The following is an 18,239-nucleotide window of genomic DNA, read 5'->3' on the forward strand; positions in this document are numbered from 1 at the left end:
GGGGACGTCTGCCTCCACCTCGGACTTCGAGCTCGGCGCGGATCCGGCCGGCCAGGACGCCCACATCGAGGCTCTTCTCGCCGGGCCGGTAGGCGATGGCGTGCCCGCCGCCGATGTCCAGCTGTGGGAGGGCAATGCCGTGCTGGTCCCGTATCCGGACCATCAGACCGATCATGCGCCGCACCGCGGCGGCGTACGGCTTGACCGTGGCGACCTGCGAGCCGATGTGGCAGCGCAGCCCGACGAGCTCCAGGGGAGGCTGGCCGAGGACCCGGGCCACCGCGTGCTGGGCGGAGCCGTCCGTGATGGAGAGGCCGAATTTCTGGTCGTCCGTGCCGGTGCGTATCTTCGTGTGCCCGCCGGCCGCGATGCCCGGCACCACCCGCACCATGACCTGCTGGCGGGTGCCCGCGGGTGTGATCGCGGACAGCCGGGCGATCTCCGATGCGCTGTCCACGACGATCCGTCCGACGCCGAGCCGGACGGCGGTGAGCAGGTCCTCGGGGCTCTTGGCGTTGCCGTGCATCCAGTGGCTGCGCAACCCGGAGCGCCAAGGCTCGCATCGATGCCGTGACCAGCCGAATCACCCACAGGCGGCGTTGCGTACGCTGACTGCGCCGTCCCATCGACGGCTGATTCCGTTTGCATACGACAGGAGTACCCGGTGGCCAGCCCCGCCCCTGCGGCTTCCGATTCCGCCGTCACCCCACGGCAGCGCCTGCGCGCTTGGATGCTGGAGGGCCTGTCCGACATGGCCAGGCACCAGCAGGGGCCGCAGGCCGAGACGGAATCCGCGCCCGCGCACAAGGGGCAGCGGTGGTGGCGGGTGATGTGCCTGACCGGCGTCGACTACTTCTCCACACTGGGCTATCAGCCGGGCATCGCCGCGCTCGCGGCCGGGCTGTTGTCGCCGGTGGCCACGATCGTCCTGGTGATCGTGACCCTGGCGGGCGCGCTGCCGGTGTACCGGCGGGTGGCCGAGGAGAGCCCGCACGGCGAGGGCTCGATCGCCATGCTGGAGCGCCTGCTGTCGTTCTGGAAGGGCAAGCTCTTTGTCCTGACCCTGCTCGGCTTCGCCGCCACCGACTTCCTGATCACCATCACCCTGTCGGCGGCGGACTCCTCCATTCACCTGGTGGAGAATCCGCATGTGCCCAGCGTGCTGCACGGACAGCAGATGGTCGTCACGCTGGTGCTGATCGCGCTGCTGGGGGCGGTGTTCCTCAAGGGCTTCCTGGAGGCGATCGGCGTAGCCGTCGTCCTGGTCGGGTTGTACCTGGCCCTGAACGCGGTCGTCGTGGTCGTGGGCCTGTGGCACGTCGCCACGGCCGCGCACGTGGTCACCGACTGGTCCAGCGCACTGACCACCGAGCACGGAAACGTTGTGGCCATGGTCGGGGTGGCGCTGCTGGTGTTTCCCAAGCTGGCGCTGGGCCTGTCCGGCTTCGAGACCGGCGTGGCCGTCATGCCGCACGTCGAGGGCGATGCCGGCGACACCGAGGAGAAGCCCGCAGGACGTATCCGCGGCACGAAGAAGCTGCTGACCACCGCCGCGCTGATCATGAGCGTGTTCCTGATCGCCACCAGTTTCATCACCACCCTGCTCATCCCGGCAAAGGAGTTCGAGCCGGGCGGCGAGGCCAACGGGCGCGCGCTCGCGTATCTGGCGCACGAATACCTCGGAGACGTCTTCGGCACGGTCTACGACGTCGCCACCATCGCCATCCTGTGGTTCGCCGGCGCCTCCGCCATGGCCGGACTGCTCAACCTGATGCCCCGCTACCTGCCCCGGTACGGCATGGCCCCGCACTGGGCGCGCGCCGTACGCCCCATGGTGATCGTCTTCATCCTGGTGGCGTTCCTGGTCACCTGGATCTTCGACGCCGACGTCGACGCCCAGGGCGGTGCCTACGCCACCGGCGTACTGGTGCTCATCTGCTCCGCGGCGATCGCGGTGACCATCGCCGCCCACCGCGCCCGACAGCGCAACTGGACGATCGCCTTCGCCGTCATATCGGCGGTCTTCCTCTACACCACCGTCCTCAACGTCATCGAACGGCCCGACGGTGTGAAGATCGGCGCCTGCTTCATCGCCGGGATCATCCTCGTGTCGCTCCTGTCGCGGCTCGCCCGCGCCTTCGAGCTGCGTGTCACCAGCGTGACGCTGGACGACATGGCGGAGCGGTTCGTACGCGACATCGCCAGCCGCAGGATCCGGTTCATCGCCAATGAGCCCGACAACCGCGATCTCGCCGAGTACCGCGAGAAGATCGATCAGATCCGGAAGGACAACGACGTCCCGTCCCAGGAGGACTTCGTCTTCGTCGAGGTGACCGTCCTCGACCCTTCGGAGTTCGAGGCGGGCCTGAACGTACGTGGCGAAGTCCTGCACGGCCGCTACCGGGTCCTGACCCTGGAGTCCTCCTCCATCCCCAACGCCCTGGCCGCCCTGCTCCTGCACGTCCGCGACACCAGCGGACAGCAGCCGCACGTCTACTTCGAATGGACCGAGGGCAACCCCTTCACCAACTTCCTCCGCTTCTTCCTCTTCGGCCAGGGCGAAGTCGCCCCCGTCACCCGCGAAGTCCTGCGCGAGGCCGAACCCAACCGGTCGAAGCGACCTCGCGTCCACGTCGGCTGAGCTGCGCCGCGCTACGGCAATCGGAGCACGGGTCGCCGCGAGGCCCGCGTGAGCGGTAGGGCCCGGAAGGAGGGCGGACGGCTCCCGCTTCCCCTTGAGCGCCGGTCTCCACGTGTCGTCGCGATGGGGCGGACGTATTGTCCGTATATGGGTGATGGTGGGTGTGGCTGGTGCGGCGCAGCCCTGCCGGAGTCGGCGGGACGTGGCCGCCGCCCGCCGGGGCCGGCTGGCGGGTGCCATTGTGCTGTGGTTGCCGAGGTTCCGCAGTGGGCGGGGCAGCTGGTGCACTGGGCGGTGCCGGTCGACCGGCAGGCCGGTGCGAGCTGGGCGGAGATCGGGGCGGGCCTGGGCCTCAGTGGTGTGGCGGCCAGAGCGCGTTTCGGTCGGATGCGGGGCTCTGCGCCGGCCGATGCCCGGGGAGGCTGAATGAGTCAGAAACGGGCCGGCTTCCCTGCCGATGCGGGTCCCGGCAGGCAGCTGATGGACGCCGCGTTGGTGGACGTGGTGCGGGAGAGCGTCGCGTCCAGGGGCATGCTGTATGTGCTGCCGCCGGACGGAGACGCTCTGTGGCTGGCGGCGGTCACGGGGACTCCGCGTGAGATCGCGGCTCCGTGGACACGTGTGGGGCTGGCCGATCCGATTCCGGTGGCGGACGCCGTGCGGGAGCGGGGCCTGGTCTGGGTCGGCGGCATGGAGGAGATGGCTCGCCGTTACCCGCGATTGTCGCTCGTGCTGCCTTATGACTTTGCGTTGACTGCTGCCCCACTGGCTTCCGGCAGCACGGTGTGGGGCGGGCTGGTGCTGCTGTGGCCGGGGTCGCATCCGCCGCAGCTGAGCCCCGGCGAGCGTGACGCCATCGACGCAGGCTGCCACCGTCTGGGCCGCATCCTGCGGGAGGTTGCCGATCACGGCGACCTGGTGCCGCAGGACCGGCCGCGGATCCTGGTCCCAGCGCCCGGCCGCGCACTGGGACCGGCCGAGGAGATGGCTGCGCTCATCGACCGCTTGCCTGGCGGGTCCTGTGCGCTGGACCTGAGCGGCCGGATCACCTTCATCACCGCAGAGGCCGCCGACCTCGTCGGAGCCGACGCCGGCGATCTGCTGGGCGCCCGGCCCTGGGAGGCGCTGCCGTGGATGGACGTCCCCGAAGTCGAGGACCGGTACCGGGCTGCGCTGGTCGGCCAGCTGCCCACCGCGTTCACCGCGCTGCGCCCGCCGGATACGTGGCTGTCGTTCGAGCTGTATCCGGATACTTCCGGCATCAGCGTCCGCATCACCCCCAGCAGCCCCGCCGAGGACAGTCCTGCCACCCAGCCCGCGTCGGCAGCCGGGCCGAGCCGCGCCACTGTGCTCTACCACTTGATGCACCTGGCCGCCACGCTCACCGAGGCCGTCGGAGTGAAGGACGTCGTGGACCAGACGGCCGACCAGCTCCTGCCCGCACTCGGGGCACAGGCCATGGCGTTGATGGCCGCGGAGGAGGGCCGTCTGAAGATCCTCGGCTACCGCGGCTACAACGACGCACTCATGGACCGCTTCGACGCCATCCCGTTGACGTCGGACACCCCCGCTGCCCGCGTGCTGGCCACCGGCGTCCCGAGCTTCGTCACCAGTTTCGACGACCTCAAGCGCGCCTACCCTCCGGCCGTGGATCAGGACGGCATGGCGTCCTGGGCCTTTCTGCCGTTGATCGCCTCCGGCCGCACGATCGGCTCGCTCGTCCTCGCGTACAACCGGCCCCAACGTTTCCCGCCCACCGAACGCGCGGTTCTCACCTCACTGGCCGGACTGATCGGTCAGGCCATGGACCGCGCCCGCCTTTACGACACACAGCACAACGTCGCCCACCGCCTCCAGGCCGCCCTGCTGCCCCACACCCTCCCCCACATCCCAGGCCTGAACGTGGCCGCCCGCTACCTGCCCGCCGGACACGGCCTGGAAGTCGGAGGCGACTTCTACGACCTCATCCGCCTCAATGACACCACCGCCGCCGCGGCCATCGGCGACGTCCAGGGCCACAACATCGACGCCGCCGCCCTCATGGGACAAGTCCGCACCGCTGTCCACGCCCACGCCACCATCGGCGTGCCCCCCGGCGACGTCCTCAGCCGGACCAACCGTCTGCTCATTGATCTCGACCCGGGCCTGTTCACCAGCTGCCTCTACGCCCACCTCGACCTGGCCCGCCACGCCGTCTGTCTGGCCAGCGCAGGCCACCCCCGGCCCCTGGTGCGCCACGCCGACGGCCACACCGAAGTCCTGCGCGTACCTCCCGGCCTTCTGCTCGGCATCGACCCAGAAGCCGACTACCCGGCCCTGGAGCTCCCCCTGCCGCCCGGCTGCGTGCTCCTCTTCTACACCGACGGACTCATCGAAGAACCCGGAGTCGACCCCGACGACGCCATCGCCGCGCTCGCGGGACTCCTCGAACACGCAGACGCCGGCAACCTCGATGCCATGGCCGACACCCTGATCCGGCACGCCCCCGCCCCCGTCGACGACATCGCCCTGCTCCTCATCAGCCTCCAACAGACCCTCGAATGACCAGGCACCACCGCCCCCTGCCAGCGCTCAACGTCAAATGAGCTGTTCAGGATGTAGCTGTGGCGGCCCGTCCGCCCTCGCCGCCTCCGGACTCGGCCGGGCCGCGTTCCACAAGGGCCGGATCCTCACCGTGGCCGCCACGTACTTCCTCGGCAGCGCCTACGAGGACGTCGCCGCCGACACCGCGTCAGCGGTTCACCCCGCGGCGGACCGGCCCTACAGCTCGCCTCCCGCAGAAGTCGCGAGTGCCGCGAGTTCCTCGATCTGTCCCGGTCCCACTCGGCAGCAGCCGCCGACCAGCCGGGCCCCCGACGCCAGCCAAGCCCGCACTCTCAGCGGGTCGTAGGTGACTCCGCCGCGCCACGCCCTCTGGGCAGCGTCCCACCGCTCTCCACTGTTCGGGTAGACGACCACCGGCTTGCCCGTCACCGCCGCCGCGAGCTCCACCGCACGGTCCGCGTCACCCGGCTCGCAGCAGTTCACCCCGACGGCGATCACCTGCTCCCGGCCGGCGGCGAGCGCGAAGGCCGCCATCAGCTCCTGGCCTGCCCGGGTCCGCTCGCCGGCGATGCTGTACGAGAGCCAGACCGGCACTCCGCACCCCTCGACCGCCCGCAGCAGCGCCTCCGCCTCGTCCGTATCCGGCACCGTCTCCAGGGCGAGCACATCGGGGCCCGCCGCCGCCAGGGCTTCGATCCTCGGCCGGTGGAAGCGCTCCAGCTCCGGCACGGACAGCCCGTACCGGCCCCGGTACTCGCTGCCGTCCGCGAGCATCGCGCCGTAAGGCCCCACCGAGGCCGCGACCCACACCTCCCGCTGAGCCGCGTCACCCGCACTCCGCGCCAGATCCACGCTGCCGGCGAGCAGCTCAGCGGCCTGCTCCCGCGCCACGCCTCTGCGCGCGAAGCCCTCGAAGGTGGCCTGGTAGCTGGAGGTGATGAGGACCTGGGCGCCCGCTCGTACATACGCCGTGTGGGCCGCTTCGATCTGCCGTGGATCGTCGGCCAGCGGCCGCGCCGACCAGAGGCCGTCGGACAGATCGCAGCCCTGTGCCTCCAGCTGGTTGGACAGCCCGCCGTCGAGGACGACGACCCCTTCGGCGAGCGCGGCGGCGAGTGTACGGCGGGGTTTCACGAGAACTCCCGGGTGCTCGGGTCGGCGGCTCAGCCCAGCTGGGACTGGACCTGCGATGAGATCAGCTCAAGATGGTCGAGGTCATCGAGGTCCAGCACCTGGAGATAGATCCGGGACGAACCGATCGCGCCATACCGCCCGATCTTGTCGACAACTTCGGCGGGCGAGCCGGCCAGCCCGTTCGCCTTCAGCTCGTCCACCTCCCGTCCGATGACCGCCGCTCGGCGCGCCACCTCCGCGTCGTCCTTGCCCACGCAGACGACCAAGGCGTTGGAGTACACCAGGTCGTCCGCCCCGCGTCCCGCCGCCTCGGCTGCGGCGCGGACCCGGCCGAACTGCCGCTCGCTGTCCTCGATGGAGGCAAACGGAATGTTGAACTCGTTGGCGTACTGCGCGGCCAGCCGTGGGGTGCGGCTCGCCCCGTGCCCGCCGATCAGCACCGGCACCTTCCCCTGGGCGGGCTTGGGCAGCGCGGGCGAGTCGGCCAGCTGATAGTGCGTGCCCTCGTACGAGAAGGTCTTGCCGACCTCTGTGGCCCACAGTCCCGTGATGATGGCCAGTTGCTCCTCCAGCCGCCCGAACTTCTCCTTCGGGAACGGAATGCCGTACGCCTTGTGCTCCTCCTCGAACCAGCCTGCGCCCAGGCCCAGTTCCACCCGGCCGCCCGCCATCTGGTCGACCTGCGCGACCTGGATGGCCAGCACGCCCGGCAGCCGGAACGTCCCGGCGGTCATCAGCGTGCCGAGGCGGATTCGCTTGGTCTCGCGTGCCAGCCCGGCCAGGGTGATCCAGGCGTCGGTCGGCCCGGGCAGTCCGTCGGCGGAGCCCATGCACAGGTAGTGGTCGGAGCGGAAGAAGGCGTCGAACCCGAGGTCCTCGGTGGCCTTGGCAACGGTCAGCAGGGTGTCGTAGCTCGCCCCTTGCTGGGGCTCGGTGAAGATTCGAAGATCCATGCATCCATCCTGCACCTTCGTACGGCCGTCAACCCCACCGTCCCTGCCATGCCCCCACCGGCTCGCTCGGGTGAAAACCGTCAACCCGGCGGCCCGAAGGAAGCCGTACCCGAGGTCACGACGGCCCCGCCGCCGAGTCCACCGCATCCATCTCATCCGCTTCCTCCACCGAGTCGGACAAAGAAGGCGAAGAAGGCGAGGAAGGTGAGGAGCGCGGGGTAAGCAATCGAGGCGGCGCGGGGGGAGGTGAGGGAGGCGAGTCCGAAATCCCCTCCCGCGCAGCCACCGGCCCGGCTCTGCCCCGGATGGTGTCGGGCGGTCTCTCCGAATCCCGCACCGCGAGCCTGCGCAGCATTCCCCGCACCCGGTCGCTCGACTCGTCAGCGGCGTCTATCGCCTCGATGCACTGCCAGTACAGCCCCTCCTCGTCGGTGGCGCACGCGACCCCGACCAGAGCGATCCCCACATCGCCCAACAGCACTCCCAGCCCGATCAATGTCCGCCGCGCATCCACCACCTCGGACAGCTGCGCGGCACGGACCCCGCCGCTGCGCACCATCGGATGGTCGAGCACCCCGCACCCTCGACCACCGATCTCGCTGAGCCCGCGCGCCTCGCTTCTCAGCTCCAGTGGCCCGTACAGCGCCAGCCGGCTGCCGATCGCCTGGGCGAGGGCTTGCGCCTGCCAGGCCTCGGCGACGATGTCCGGCACTGCCCGGCTCTGCGCCAAGGCGTGCCGACTGAGCCCGATCAGCCGTTCCGCATCCATGTGTACGCCACCCCCGCTCGTACGACTTTCTGCCCACTCAGTTCATTACCCAGAGTGAAGGTCGTTGAGCCTGAAAGCCAGGGGAATTCGGAAATCTGTGGACACCAAGCCCGTTGTGGATAACTCAACAACTCCATAGAGTGACGAAGGCCTGCGTGGAGGGGCCGCGAACCGGTCGAAAATCACCTCGCCGGGAAGCGAATCTCATTCCGGTCGATCTTGTCGGAGAGCGCCGCCAGCGCGTCGATCCCGAGCACCTCGCAGAACTGCAGCAGATACGCGAGCACATCCGCGACCTCGTCCCGCACCCGGTGCGCCGCCCCCTCCTTCTCCATCACTCGCGCCGACTGCTCGGGCGTCAACCACTGGAAGATCTCCACCAGTTCGGACGCCTCGACGCTCAGCGCCACCGCCAGGTTCTTCGGGGTGTGGTAAGGCTGCCAGTCCCGCGCCGCCGCGAACTCGGCCAGCCTGCGCTGCAACCCCGCCACATCCAGTCCGTCTTCTCTCGTCACGGCACCAGGTCTACCACCGTCACACCGTCCACCCCGCGCGCATACGACGCATCGGCGACCGCCCCCACCAGCCGGATGTGCCCGCGCGCGCACATCTCCGCGCCCAGCGACAGCAGTTCGCGCGACTGCCGTGGGTCCAGGCAACGGTCGAAGCCGTCCGCCAGAACGGTGAGCGACTGGTACGCCGCCGGCACCTCGGCCGCCTGGTCCATGGCCAGCACCCCCGGCCCGGTGAGCAGTACCAGCGCCAGCGCCAGATATCTCAACTCGCCCTCGCCGAGCCGCCCCACGGGCGTCGCTCCCCGCGCACCGCTCCGGCCGAGCAGCGCCCGTACCGTCCCGTCGCCGAGCTCTTCGACGGCCAGATCCGCGACGTCTCCCGCGCATCCCACCCGCGCCGCCGCGGCCAGCCGGGCATGCCGTTTGGCGCACTGGCTCCGCGTGCGGTGCAGCACCTCCGCCAGGTTGTCGCAGCCGCGCCGCAGCCTCCCCTCCCCCGCCGCCACCGGCTCGCGCATCCGCTGCGGCTGCGGGTCACAGGCGAAGACCGACCGCAGTGCCACGATGACCTGCTCGGCAGCAGCGAGGACTTGTAACTGGCCTTGCGTCTTGCCGGCCACGCGCAGCGGCAGCAGCGCCGTGCCGAGCCGGTCGTCCGGCAGCGGGGCCCGCGTCACGGTCGCGGCGCCCGCCGTGTGCCAGGCAGCTTGTACCGAGGACCGTCCGGGATCGCGCAGCGCGGTGGTCAGCAGGGTGCGCCCGCCGCTGGTCAGCCGCTCGCCCACCACGCGCAGTTCGGGTTCCGCCTGTACTGCGAGATCGAGCTGTACGGGACCGGCCGGGCCGTCGACCGTGCAGCCGATCCGAAATCCCCGTCGGCCCTGCCCGTCGGCCTCCGCCCACTCCGGCACACAGGCCGCGGGTTCCGGGAAGGCCGTTTCGAGCTCGTCGCCCGCGCCGAGCCGCGCCAGCGCCTCGTACATCTGCAGGACGCTCGACTTGCCGCTGCCGCTCGCGCCCGCGAAGAGGGTCAGCGGACCGAGGGGCAGGACCACGCCCCGGTGCGATTTGAAGGCGGAGAGCCGCAGTTCGGTGACTGTGGGGCGGGTGCAGTTCGCGCCGTTGAGCAACGTGGTTACGTCCATGAGCGGGACGGTACGCAGCAGGAAATGCGCCGAACCGTTCCGCCTCGATGACCTTCCTACGAACGGGGGACGGCGGCGGCGATCCCCTCGACCTCCGTGCCGACCGGGGCGAGCAGGAAGACATTCCGGTCGACCCGGTGCATCCCGCTGCCAAGACCGAAGACGACTCCACTGCTGAAATCCAGGATGCGCTTGGCCACTTCGGTTTCGGCACTGGTGAGGTCCAGCAGTACCGGGATCTGGGCGACGAGATACTCGGCGACCTCGCGCGCGTCGGCGAAGACCTGCACCCGCAGCACGACAAAACGACGCTGCTCGGCGGCCGCGTAGTCCTGCGGGATCGTGTTGTGGTCGACCCGCGAAGGCCACTCGTTACGGCTGCGCAATGGGACGACCTGCGCCAGCCCCTCCCACTGTTCGTCGGTGACGTCGTACCTCTCGTACCTACTCATGCGCCCCATCCTCGCCCCCCTCACCCGTTCGGCCCAACAGCGACACGGGTGAGTGGGCCGCGGATCGGCTTGTTCGAATCGTCGCGAACGGCCCCGGCGATCCGTCCGGCCGCGACCTCGGCCCCATGTCCGGGCGAGAGGTCTGCCGGGGGTCAGCTGCGTCGTCCGATCAGCTGGTCTCGTCCGGCTCGGCGCCGTGCCACACCGTGGTGACATTGCAGAACTCCTGGATACCGTGCCTCGACAGCTCCCTGCCGAAGCCGGAGCGCTTGACGCCACCGAAGGGCAGCGCGGGGTGGGAGGCCGTCATTCCGTTGAAGAAGACGCCGCCGGCGGCCATGTCGCTCACGAAACGCTCCACTTCCCCTTCGTCGCGGGTCCACACATTGGAACTCAGTCCGAAGGGAGTGTCGTTGGCGATGGCCAACGCCTCGTCGAGGCCGGCCGCGCGGTAGACCGTGGCCACCGGGCCGAAGGCCTCTTCCTGGTGGATCCGCATGCCGACGGAGATGTCAGTGAGGACGGTGGGCTCGTAGTACCAGCCCCGGTCCAGCTTCTCGGGACGCTTGGCTCCGCACCGTGCCGTCGCGCCGAGGCTCAGGGCGTCGTCGACCAGCGCTTCGAGATCCGTACGGCCCTGTTCGCTGGCGAGCGGGCCGACATCGGTGGACTCCTGCATCGGGTCGCCGACGGTCAACTCCCGCATTCCCGCGGTGAAACGCTCGCAGAAGTCTTCATACACGTCGGCGTGTACGATGAAGCGCTTGGCCGCGATGCAGGACTGGCCGTTGTTCTGCACCCGGGCCGTCACCGCAGTCCGGGCCGCGCGTTCGACATCGGCCGACGGCATCACGACGAAGGGGTCGCTGCCGCCGAGTTCCAGTACGGTCTTCTTCACCTCGTCGCCGGCGATGGCGGCGACGGAGCGCCCGGCCGGCTCGCTTCCGGTGAGTGTCGCAGCAGCCACCCTGGGGTCGCGCAGGATGTTCTCGACCGCGCCGGATCCCACGAGCAGCGTCTGGAAACACCCCTCCGGGAAGCCGGCCCGGCGGAAGAGGCCCTCCAGGTACAGAGCGGTCTGCGGCACGTTCGAAGCGTGCTTGAGCAGGCCGACGTTGCCGGCCATGAGCGCGGGGGCCGCGAACCGTACGACCTGCCAGAGCGGGAAGTTCCACGGCATCACGGCCAGGACAACGCCGAGCGGACGGTAGCGGACGCTGGCGCGGGAGGCACCGGAGTCCTTCAGGTCGGCGGCCGAAGGATGCTCGTCGGCGAGGAGTTCCTCGGCGTGCGCGGCGTACCAGCGCATCGCCTTCGCGCACTTCGCCGCCTCCGCGCGGGCGGCCACGATCGTCTTGCCCATCTCGGTGGTCATGGTGCGGGCGATGTCCTGCTGGTCGTGTTCCAGAAGGTCCGCGGCGCGGTTGAGCAACTCCGTCCGCCGGCTGAACTCCGTGGTGCGGTACTGCCCGAAGGCGGTCACGGCGAGCGCCAGGCGCCGTTCGATCTCCTCGGCTCCGAGCGCGTCGAACGTCCTGAGCGTCTCTCCGGTGGCGGGATTCACCGTGGCGATGGGCATGGAGCTGTCCTCCTCGAGCTCGGTCTTTCGACACTTGCGCGGTACGGACGGTCTGGCAACGCAGAGCGCCCGGGTGTCGGCCGGACATCCGGGCCGGACGCACTGGCGGACGCCGGGCCGGACAGTCGGCTTCCCGGACGCACTGGCGGACGCCGGGCCGTACTGGCGGACTCTCCGCACTGGCGGCTTCCGGGCCTGCCTGGTGTCTCCTGGACCGGACTAGCGGATTCCGCTCTCGAGTCGCATCTGGACGTCTTTCTCCTGATCGCCGGCGGCCATTCCCTCCACCTGCACGACGAACGCGGCTGCCAGCGTCTCGCCCAGCCGGTCCACCCCCCAGTAGGTGCCCTGCACACCGACTACGCACGGTGCTGTCAACTGCACAGGTACGGCAGGGGCGTGCGTGGGGCTCACCTCGAACGTCGAGGTCCACACGGTTGTGTGCGGGTGGGACGTGTACTGCGGTGCATCGTCATCGGCACGGTCCGAGGTGAAGGACTGCGCCAGCACGCGGAAGACGGTGTCGGCGTCCTCCTTCGAGCAATCGCTGAGCGTGACGACGACCGGTGTCGTTTCCTGCTGATCGCTACTCACGGTCATTCCTGCCTTTCCGTACCTTGCCTGCCGATGGCCTCCAGTCCGCACGGCGGACTGGAGGCCATGGGCCTGTGATGGCCAGGTGCTTCACGCAGGCGGGGACTGCTCCTGCCCACCCATCGAGCCCATCGAGCCCATCGAGCCCTCTTGCTGGCTCTGCTCCTTCAGTCGGCGCGCCTTCTCCTGCAGCTTCTGACGCTCCTGCGGGTCAGTCGCGCGCTCCGCAGCTTCGGACAGCTGCTGTGCCTTGTCGCGCATCTGCTGCGATCGACCTCGGGATTCGCCTGCAACGCTCATTGTCACTCCTTGACAGTAGGGAGAGCGGGCTCAACCAGCGAACCAGGACCTCGTCACCCCCGCACGTCGAACGGTGACTGTCCGCTATCGCCCCAGGTCTTATGACAGCTTTCCGGCGGTGCGCAGGGCGGCCAGCACCGTGTTGACGGCCTCGGACGACTGGTCCTCGCCCGTGACGCGCCGGTGATAGTTCAGTCCGCCAGGGTTCTCCATGTTGATCTCAATCACATACGGGAAGGCGAGGTCGACGCCCACGTAGAAAATGCCGTGGTCCATCATGCGCTTGCCGAGCCGGCGTACGAACTCACGCTCCTCGGGGGTGAGTTGCAGCACCTCGTAGCGTGCTCCCACAGTGGCGTTGGCCCGGTTGTCGTTCTCGCGGTGGAAGCGGAGAAAGCCGGAGACCGGGGTGTCGCCCGCGAGGATCACACGCTTCTCATTGGTGCGTACGTTGGGAATGTACTCCTGGACCGCAGTGTGGCGTTTGGCCATTCCGATGATCTCGCGCCCATAACTGACGTACCGCGACGTCGCGTTGCCCGTTGCGGAACTCAGCAGCGCGGAACGGTTGCGGTCCTTCTCGTTCACGACATAGACATCCGCGCCGCAACCGCCGTTGGTCGGCTTGATGACCCAGGAGCGGTCGGTGTCGGACTCGACGAGCCCGTTGAGGAAGTCGAAGTCGTTGGACACGTAGGAGACCGGCAGATGCTCGGGGGGCACAACGGCGCCGAGGTTGATCTTCGTGTTGAGGTAGAAGAGCGCGGACGCGTCGTTGACGAAGGGCACCCGCTGGTTGAGCAGCCACAGCAGCTGGAAGTAGTCGGTGGCCGCCTCGGGGTGCGTGCCCGCGAGAACCCACACCAGGTCGAAGTCCTCGGCGGAGGCATGGGGCTCGCTCAGCTTCGGGAATTCACCACCGGTGACGAACTCCTCCGAGAGCTGCATCCGGTCGCACACGACGACGGAGTCGTGCACGCCGAGCGTGTCGATATCACCTATGTGGACGTCATGGCCTTCCCGGTGGAGGGCGCTGGGAATGATCGAGTGGTTGTCCAGCTTGAACTTGGACGCCTCCGACACCAGGACCAGGATCTTGTAGGGCACCTAACTCGACTTTCTCGGACGGGGTATGGCGGTGGGGAATGCCGTTCACGCGCCCGGCGCTTCTGGTTCTTCCAGGTTCTCCAGAAGCCAGGCCTCGGCCTCGAGGAGACGCTCCTCCACTTGGGCGGTGTCGGCGCCGCTCACGATGACGAAGCACAGGTGTGAGGCGCTGTAGGTCGTCACCGCGCCGAGTTCGAGCCGTTCGTTCACCTCGTAGTGCCGCACCCAGTCGAACGGCGGCCTGCCGGGCGCGCGCACCGGGCGGCCCTGCGGCAGGATGGAGACCGAACCGTGCACCTCGGCGGGCGGGGCGGTCGGTGGCGCGTCGACGAGCAGGCCGCATGACTGGCGCAGCACGGCGGTGTGCAGGTCCACGCCGTAGCTGGCGCGGGTCAGGGCGGGGATGCGGTCACCACCGACGCGTGCGGCGATCTCGCACAGCACCAGCTCGTCCTCGGGGGTGTGGAACACCTCGAGGTGGTACGCACTGACCTCCGGGGTGTCGAAGGCTTCGAGCAAGCGGTCGAAGTACTCCTCGAGACGTCCGGCGAACGTGTCCCCCGGGCGCAGCTGCACCGAGCCGTTGTTCTGCCCCGAGAACACTCCGAGGCAGCTGCGCAGATAGCGGGAGGAGGCGACGAACCGGTAGCCGTCCGCCAACACCGCGTCGACGTGGTACATCGGGCCCTCGACGAATTCCTCGACCATGAGGTCCTCGCGCCAGGGCCGGCGACTGAACGCCACGAGGTCCTCCTCGCCCCGCAGCACCACGATGTCGCGTGAGCCACCCTGCTTCACGGGTTTGACGACCACGGGGTACGTGCCCTCGCCGATGAAGTCGGTCAGGTCGACAATCGTGGTCAGCCGGGCGAAGCGGGGCGTACGGACGGTACGGCTCGCGACCTCCTTCATCACGACCTTGTCGCGGAACGACAGGGCGCTGGCCGAGGACTGGCCGGGAATGCCGAAGTCCTCCCGGATACGGGCGGCCCGTTCGAGGTCGTACTCGTTGTCCGTGATGATGTGGGTGAACGGCTGCTCGCGCGCAAGCCGGCGAATCATCAGTTCCACATACGGCACGGACTCGCAGTCCTCGACGTACTCGTACCGGGCCAGATTTTCGGTGTTCTTCAGCTCGTGGTGACTGAACACCTGAAGGCTGTCGGCCAGGTCCGGGAACATGGCGGCATAGTCGAGCCAGGGGCTGTAATTGATCACTGCGACATTGGTCATGGAGGGTCGGCCTCGTGTGTCGTGGGCGGGCGTCGTGAGTGGTCAGTGGAGGCGGCGGCGGCCGGCGGCGGCCCGGTAGCGGATGTCCCACTGGTTGCGCCGCACATAGGTCCGCTGGAGCCAGCGGTCCCGCCCGTCGTAGCGTGCGGTGAAGCGCGAACGCGCATGCAGGCCCTTGCGGTTGTTGATCAGCAGCGCCTGCCCGGGGCGCAGGAACACCTCGTGCGCCACCTCCCGGCAGGCCGCCTGGAGACGGTCGAGGGCGGACCGCGCGCTGTCGTTCATCGGGCGGACGCCGTTGGCGGCGGCGGCAGCCTCGGGAAAGGCTCCGGGTCCGCTGATCATGGGGACCGGCTCGGACAGCACCTCGGCCCCGCCCGCGACATCACGGACGTAGCTGCCGGGGGCGTTCATCCGGAACAGGGGGCTGCGGAGAGTCTCCAGCGTCCGCTCGTCGACGGCACGGCAGATGTCGCGGGCGTCGGCGTAGTACGTGCGCGCCACCCCGTCGTGATCGGCGCGCAGACAGCTGAGGACGAGGAAGTCGGGGCTGGCGACGTCGTAGCGGCCGATCGCGTCATGGACGACGTCGTTGTGGAAGTTGAGGAAGACGGAGGATCCCTGGTTGGTCTGCGTCATGGCCCCGCCCTCTACGGGTATCACGTCGTGCACCAACTGACCGTTCTTCTCCGTCATGAATCCGACCGGCTCCCCGATCAGGCCACTCAGACCCAGCAGCACACCCTCGACCACGAACGTGGCCTTGTCCGGGCTGGGCTTGCCGTCCCGGGGTGTTTCGGGCAGCCGTTCGTCGACGGGGAGGTTGCGGACGTAGCCCACGCCGGGGGTGTCGGGGTGCCTGCCGAAGTCCAGGATCTGCTGGAGCGTCTCGGTGGGCAGCTGGGCGAAGACCTGCTGGTAGCGGGCCATCGACCAGTCGAAGTTCCGGGTCGGGTCGGGCGTGGCGGCCAGTTCCGCACCGAGGCTGTCGCGGACACGGTCGGACAGGTCGATCTCGATGAGCGTGGGTTCCGTGGCGAATGCGGACGCGTTGACGGTCATGAACGTACTCCTGCTGGTCGTCGGATGGCCGGTGCATCGGTGGGGGTGGCGGCGGGCGCAGGGAGGTTGTCGTGGAGTTTCCGGGCGAGCCGCACCGCCTCGTCCTCGTCGGCGGCGACGTGGACGGTGGTGTGCCCTCCGCTGATCTCGGTCACGGGGATTCCGACGACCTGTCCTGGTACGAGGCCGTGGCGGCGCTGGGACTCCTGCTGGTCCACGTAGCCGCCGATCAGCGCCACCGCGGGGCTGTCGTCCAGTCGGACCGTGTCCACTCCGTCGGAGCGGAACGCGCGGTGTGCCCGGTCCGCCGACCGGTGATCCGGGTAACGGAGCACGAGGGAGCGGAGGTTGAGGACCACCACGCCGGTCGGGCCGCCGCCGGTGCCGATGACGGTGCCGGGCAGGAACGGTTGCTTGTTGTGACGGCAGATGATCGTGACGCCGTTCCGTTCGGCGAGACGTACGGCACGGCGGTGCAGCACCTTGGCCCCCAGCCGGGACATGGCGGCGGCATCGTCGTACGAGACGTGGTCCAGCAGCCGGGTGCCGGTGACCTTGTTCGGGTCGCAGCTGTGGATGCCCGCGACATCGGAGTGGATCTCGCAGTGCTCGGCGCCGAGGGCGACGGCCACAGCGACCGCCGACAGGTCGGAGCTGTTCTTGCCCAGCCAGGTGGGCCGTCCTCGGCCGTCGACGGCCTGCCCGCCGGGGACGACGACCACCTGGTGCGCGGTGAGAGCGTGCTTCAGGGGCTTCGGGTCGATGTGCCGCAGCCGGGCCCACATGAAGGTCTCGTCAGTGGTGAACCCGGCCTCGTGCCCGGCCAACACGGTGGCCGGCCTGCCGAGGCGGTGCAGCGCGGCGGTCAGCAGCTGGGCGCTGATCGTGTCGGCAAGGGTGAGCAGGCCGGCAACACGGTCGTCCGAGGGATGGGGGTCGACCTCATGCAGCCGTTCACGCAGCCTCTCGGTCTCCCCCGGCATGGCGCTGACCACAACCGCCAACGGGCGGGCCTCGGCGTCGATCCGTGCCGACAGGGCGTGGGCCAGCTCCTCGTACGCGGCGGGCGCGGCGAAGCTGGAGCCGCCGAACTTCAGCACGGCGGGGACGACGGCGGTCACAGCGTTCCCCGTTCCGTGAGCGCCTCCGCGATCTGCAACGCGTTCAGGGCGGCGCCGATGCGCAGGTTGTCCGCCACGACCCACAGCCAGAAGCCTCGCGGGTTGTGCGGGGCTACCCGGATCCTGCCGACGTGGACGTGATCGGGCGTGCCGGCCGTGCGGGGCGTGGGGAAGGCGCCGATGACGTCCTTGTCGTGGACGGTGACCTCGGGCTGCGCGCCGAGCAGCCGGGCGAGTTCGTCCCGCTCCACTACGTCGTCGCACTCGATCCAGGCCGCTTCGGAGTGGCTGTTGACCACGGGAACGCGCACGCAGGTGGTGGTCAGGTCGAGATGAGGAAGGCCAAGGATCTTGCGGGACTCCTGGAGCATCTTCTGCTCCTCCAGGGTGAATCCGGAGTCCAGCAGCTCGTCGATGAAAGGGATGACGTCGAAGGCGAGTGCGGGGGTGAACTCGACGGCGGGCGGCTGGGCCGCGGGATCCTCCAGCGCGATCCGGCTGGCCTCCTTCAGCTCCGCGATCCCGGAGTGGCCCCGCCCGGACGCTGCCTGATAAGTGCTCACCACGGCCCGCCGGATCCCCCACCTGTCCTCGACGGGCCGCAGAAGGCGGACCAGCGGGATGGTGGAGCAGTTGGGGTTGGCGACGATGCCACTGGCCGGCCGCCGGTCCAGTTCGCCGGCATTGACCTGCGGTACGACCAGCGGCGTGCCGGGGTCCATCCGGAAGGCGTTGGTGTTGTCGATGACCAGGGCGCCCTGCGCGGTCGCATGGGACACCCACTTCCGGCTGACCGAGCTGCCCGCGGAGAAGAAGGCAAGGTCGACGGTGGAGAAGTCGAAGGTGTCGAGGGACTCCACCTGGCAGGTGCGGCCGTCGACGGTCAGTTCCCGGCCGGCCGAGCGCGGAGAGGCGACGAGGTGGATCTCCCGATAGGGGAACCCGCGCTCCTCGATGAGCTGGATCAGGGTGGTGCCGACGGCCCCGGTGGCGCCGACCAGGGCGATACGAGGAGCGCTGTCGCTGGGGGTGAGGGGCATGGTCCTTCTTTCCCAATCGTTCCGGTGTCAGCGGGTTTTCGGTGCGGGAA

General features: G+C 69.3%; 15 protein-coding genes and 2 pseudogenes. 2 read left to right on the forward strand and 15 right to left on the reverse strand.

Annotated features, from left to right (window positions below):
• Positions 1–28 precede the first annotated feature (28 nt).
• Positions 29–526, reverse strand: a pseudogene (locus AB0D12_RS30830) (diaminopimelate decarboxylase); the annotation flags it as partial.
• A gap of 204 nt (positions 527–730) precedes the next feature.
• Here AB0D12_RS30830 and AB0D12_RS30835 point away from each other — a divergent pair.
• Complete coding sequence (locus AB0D12_RS30835) at positions 731–2,641, forward strand: amino acid transporter (protein WP_362690085.1); 1,911 nt, start codon at positions 731–733, stop codon at positions 2,639–2,641.
• 480 nt (positions 2,642–3,121) lie between these two features.
• Positions 3,122–5,185, forward strand: coding sequence for a SpoIIE family protein phosphatase (locus AB0D12_RS30840; protein WP_362690088.1), 2,064 nt, complete (start codon positions 3,122–3,124; stop codon positions 5,183–5,185).
• 216 nt (positions 5,186–5,401) lie between these two features.
• Here AB0D12_RS30840 and mmuM read toward each other — a convergent pair whose 3' ends face one another.
• The 14 genes and pseudogenes from mmuM to AB0D12_RS30910 form a co-directional block, all read right to left on the reverse strand.
• Positions 5,402–6,319 carry a homocysteine S-methyltransferase gene (mmuM, locus tag AB0D12_RS30845; RefSeq protein WP_362689966.1) on the reverse strand — a complete coding sequence of 306 codons (918 nt, stop codon included), beginning with the start codon at positions 6,317–6,319 and terminating at the stop codon, positions 5,402–5,404.
• 29 nt (positions 6,320–6,348) lie between these two features.
• Complete coding sequence (locus AB0D12_RS30850) at positions 6,349–7,272, reverse strand: LLM class F420-dependent oxidoreductase (protein ID WP_362689969.1); 924 nt, start codon at positions 7,270–7,272, stop codon at positions 6,349–6,351.
• A 319-nt stretch (positions 7,273–7,591) separates the two neighbouring features.
• Positions 7,592–8,041, reverse strand: a pseudogene (locus AB0D12_RS30855) (DUF6099 family protein); the annotation flags it as partial.
• A 182-nt stretch (positions 8,042–8,223) separates the two neighbouring features.
• Complete coding sequence (locus AB0D12_RS30860) at positions 8,224–8,556, reverse strand: nucleotide pyrophosphohydrolase (protein ID WP_362689972.1); 333 nt, start codon at positions 8,554–8,556, stop codon at positions 8,224–8,226.
• The gene (locus tag AB0D12_RS30865) at positions 8,553–9,701 is read right to left on the reverse strand and encodes an ATP-binding protein (protein ID WP_362689975.1); all 1,149 of its coding nucleotides are present in this window, start codon (positions 9,699–9,701) and stop codon (positions 8,553–8,555) included. The genes AB0D12_RS30860 and AB0D12_RS30865 overlap by 4 nt, the downstream gene beginning before the upstream one ends.
• A 56-nt stretch (positions 9,702–9,757) precedes the next feature.
• Positions 9,758–10,162 carry a cell division protein SepF gene (locus tag AB0D12_RS30870; RefSeq protein WP_362689978.1) on the reverse strand — a complete coding sequence of 135 codons (405 nt, stop codon included), beginning with the start codon at positions 10,160–10,162 and terminating at the stop codon, positions 9,758–9,760.
• A gap of 160 nt (positions 10,163–10,322) precedes the next feature.
• A complete protein-coding gene (locus tag AB0D12_RS30875) occupies positions 10,323–11,732 on the reverse strand; it encodes an NADP-dependent succinic semialdehyde dehydrogenase (protein ID WP_362689981.1) in 1,410 nt (469 codons plus the stop codon).
• Between the two features lie 219 nt (positions 11,733–11,951).
• Positions 11,952–12,326: a hypothetical protein gene (locus AB0D12_RS30880; RefSeq protein ID WP_362689984.1), complete on the reverse strand. Its 375-nt coding sequence runs from the start codon at positions 12,324–12,326 to the stop codon at positions 11,952–11,954.
• Positions 12,327–12,416: 90 nt separating this feature from the next.
• Positions 12,417–12,626 carry a DUF6381 family protein gene (locus AB0D12_RS30885; protein WP_362689986.1) on the reverse strand — a complete coding sequence of 70 codons (210 nt, stop codon included), beginning with the start codon at positions 12,624–12,626 and terminating at the stop codon, positions 12,417–12,419.
• A 99-nt stretch (positions 12,627–12,725) separates the two neighbouring features.
• Positions 12,726–13,733, reverse strand: coding sequence for a glutathione synthase (locus AB0D12_RS30890; RefSeq protein ID WP_362689988.1), 1,008 nt, complete (start codon positions 13,731–13,733; stop codon positions 12,726–12,728).
• Positions 13,734–13,778: 45 nt separating this feature from the next.
• Positions 13,779–14,966, reverse strand: a complete 1,188-nt coding sequence (locus AB0D12_RS30895) for a hypothetical protein (protein ID WP_362689990.1) — start codon at positions 14,964–14,966, stop codon at positions 13,779–13,781.
• A gap of 42 nt (positions 14,967–15,008) precedes the next feature.
• Positions 15,009–16,028, reverse strand: coding sequence for a TauD/TfdA family dioxygenase (locus AB0D12_RS30900; RefSeq protein WP_362689992.1), 1,020 nt, complete (start codon positions 16,026–16,028; stop codon positions 15,009–15,011).
• Positions 16,025–17,149 carry an aspartate kinase gene (locus AB0D12_RS30905; protein ID WP_362689995.1) on the reverse strand — a complete coding sequence of 375 codons (1,125 nt, stop codon included), beginning with the start codon at positions 17,147–17,149 and terminating at the stop codon, positions 16,025–16,027. Before AB0D12_RS30905 ends, AB0D12_RS30900 begins: the two co-directional genes overlap by 4 nt.
• Positions 17,146–18,189 carry an aspartate-semialdehyde dehydrogenase gene (locus AB0D12_RS30910; protein ID WP_362689998.1) on the reverse strand — a complete coding sequence of 348 codons (1,044 nt, stop codon included), beginning with the start codon at positions 18,187–18,189 and terminating at the stop codon, positions 17,146–17,148. The genes AB0D12_RS30905 and AB0D12_RS30910 overlap by 4 nt, the downstream gene beginning before the upstream one ends.
• Positions 18,190–18,239 lie beyond the last annotated feature (50 nt).

Source organism: Streptomyces sp. NPDC048479 (genome assembly GCF_040651435.1).
Taxonomy (GTDB): Bacteria; Actinomycetota; Actinomycetes; order Streptomycetales; family Streptomycetaceae; genus Streptomyces.

What these genes read in the sequence shown, in the direction of transcription:
- AB0D12_RS30835 (WP_362690085.1), top strand. Translation starts at nt 731, where the DNA reads ATGCTGGAGGGCCTGTCCGACATGGCCAGGCACCAGCAGGGGCCGCAG.
- AB0D12_RS30840 (WP_362690088.1), top strand. Translation starts at nt 3,122, where the DNA reads ATGGACGCCGCGTTGGTGGACGTGGTGCGGGAGAGCGTCGCGTCCAGG.
- AB0D12_RS30850 (WP_362689969.1), bottom strand. Translation starts at nt 7,272, where the DNA reads ATGGATCTTCGAATCTTCACCGAGCCCCAGCAAGGGGCGAGCTACGAC.
- AB0D12_RS30865 (WP_362689975.1), bottom strand. Translation starts at nt 9,701, where the DNA reads ATGGACGTAACCACGTTGCTCAACGGCGCGAACTGCACCCGCCCCACA.
- AB0D12_RS30870 (WP_362689978.1), bottom strand. Translation starts at nt 10,162, where the DNA reads ATGGGGCGCATGAGTAGGTACGAGAGGTACGACGTCACCGACGAACAG.
- AB0D12_RS30875 (WP_362689981.1), bottom strand. Translation starts at nt 11,732, where the DNA reads ATGCCCATCGCCACGGTGAATCCCGCCACCGGAGAGACGCTCAGGACG.
- AB0D12_RS30885 (WP_362689986.1), bottom strand. Translation starts at nt 12,626, where the DNA reads ATGAGCGTTGCAGGCGAATCCCGAGGTCGATCGCAGCAGATGCGCGAC.
- AB0D12_RS30895 (WP_362689990.1), bottom strand. Translation starts at nt 14,966, where the DNA reads ATGACCAATGTCGCAGTGATCAATTACAGCCCCTGGCTCGACTATGCC.
- AB0D12_RS30900 (WP_362689992.1), bottom strand. Translation starts at nt 16,028, where the DNA reads ATGACCGTCAACGCGTCCGCATTCGCCACGGAACCCACGCTCATCGAG.
- AB0D12_RS30910 (WP_362689998.1), bottom strand. Translation starts at nt 18,189, where the DNA reads ATGCCCCTCACCCCCAGCGACAGCGCTCCTCGTATCGCCCTGGTCGGC.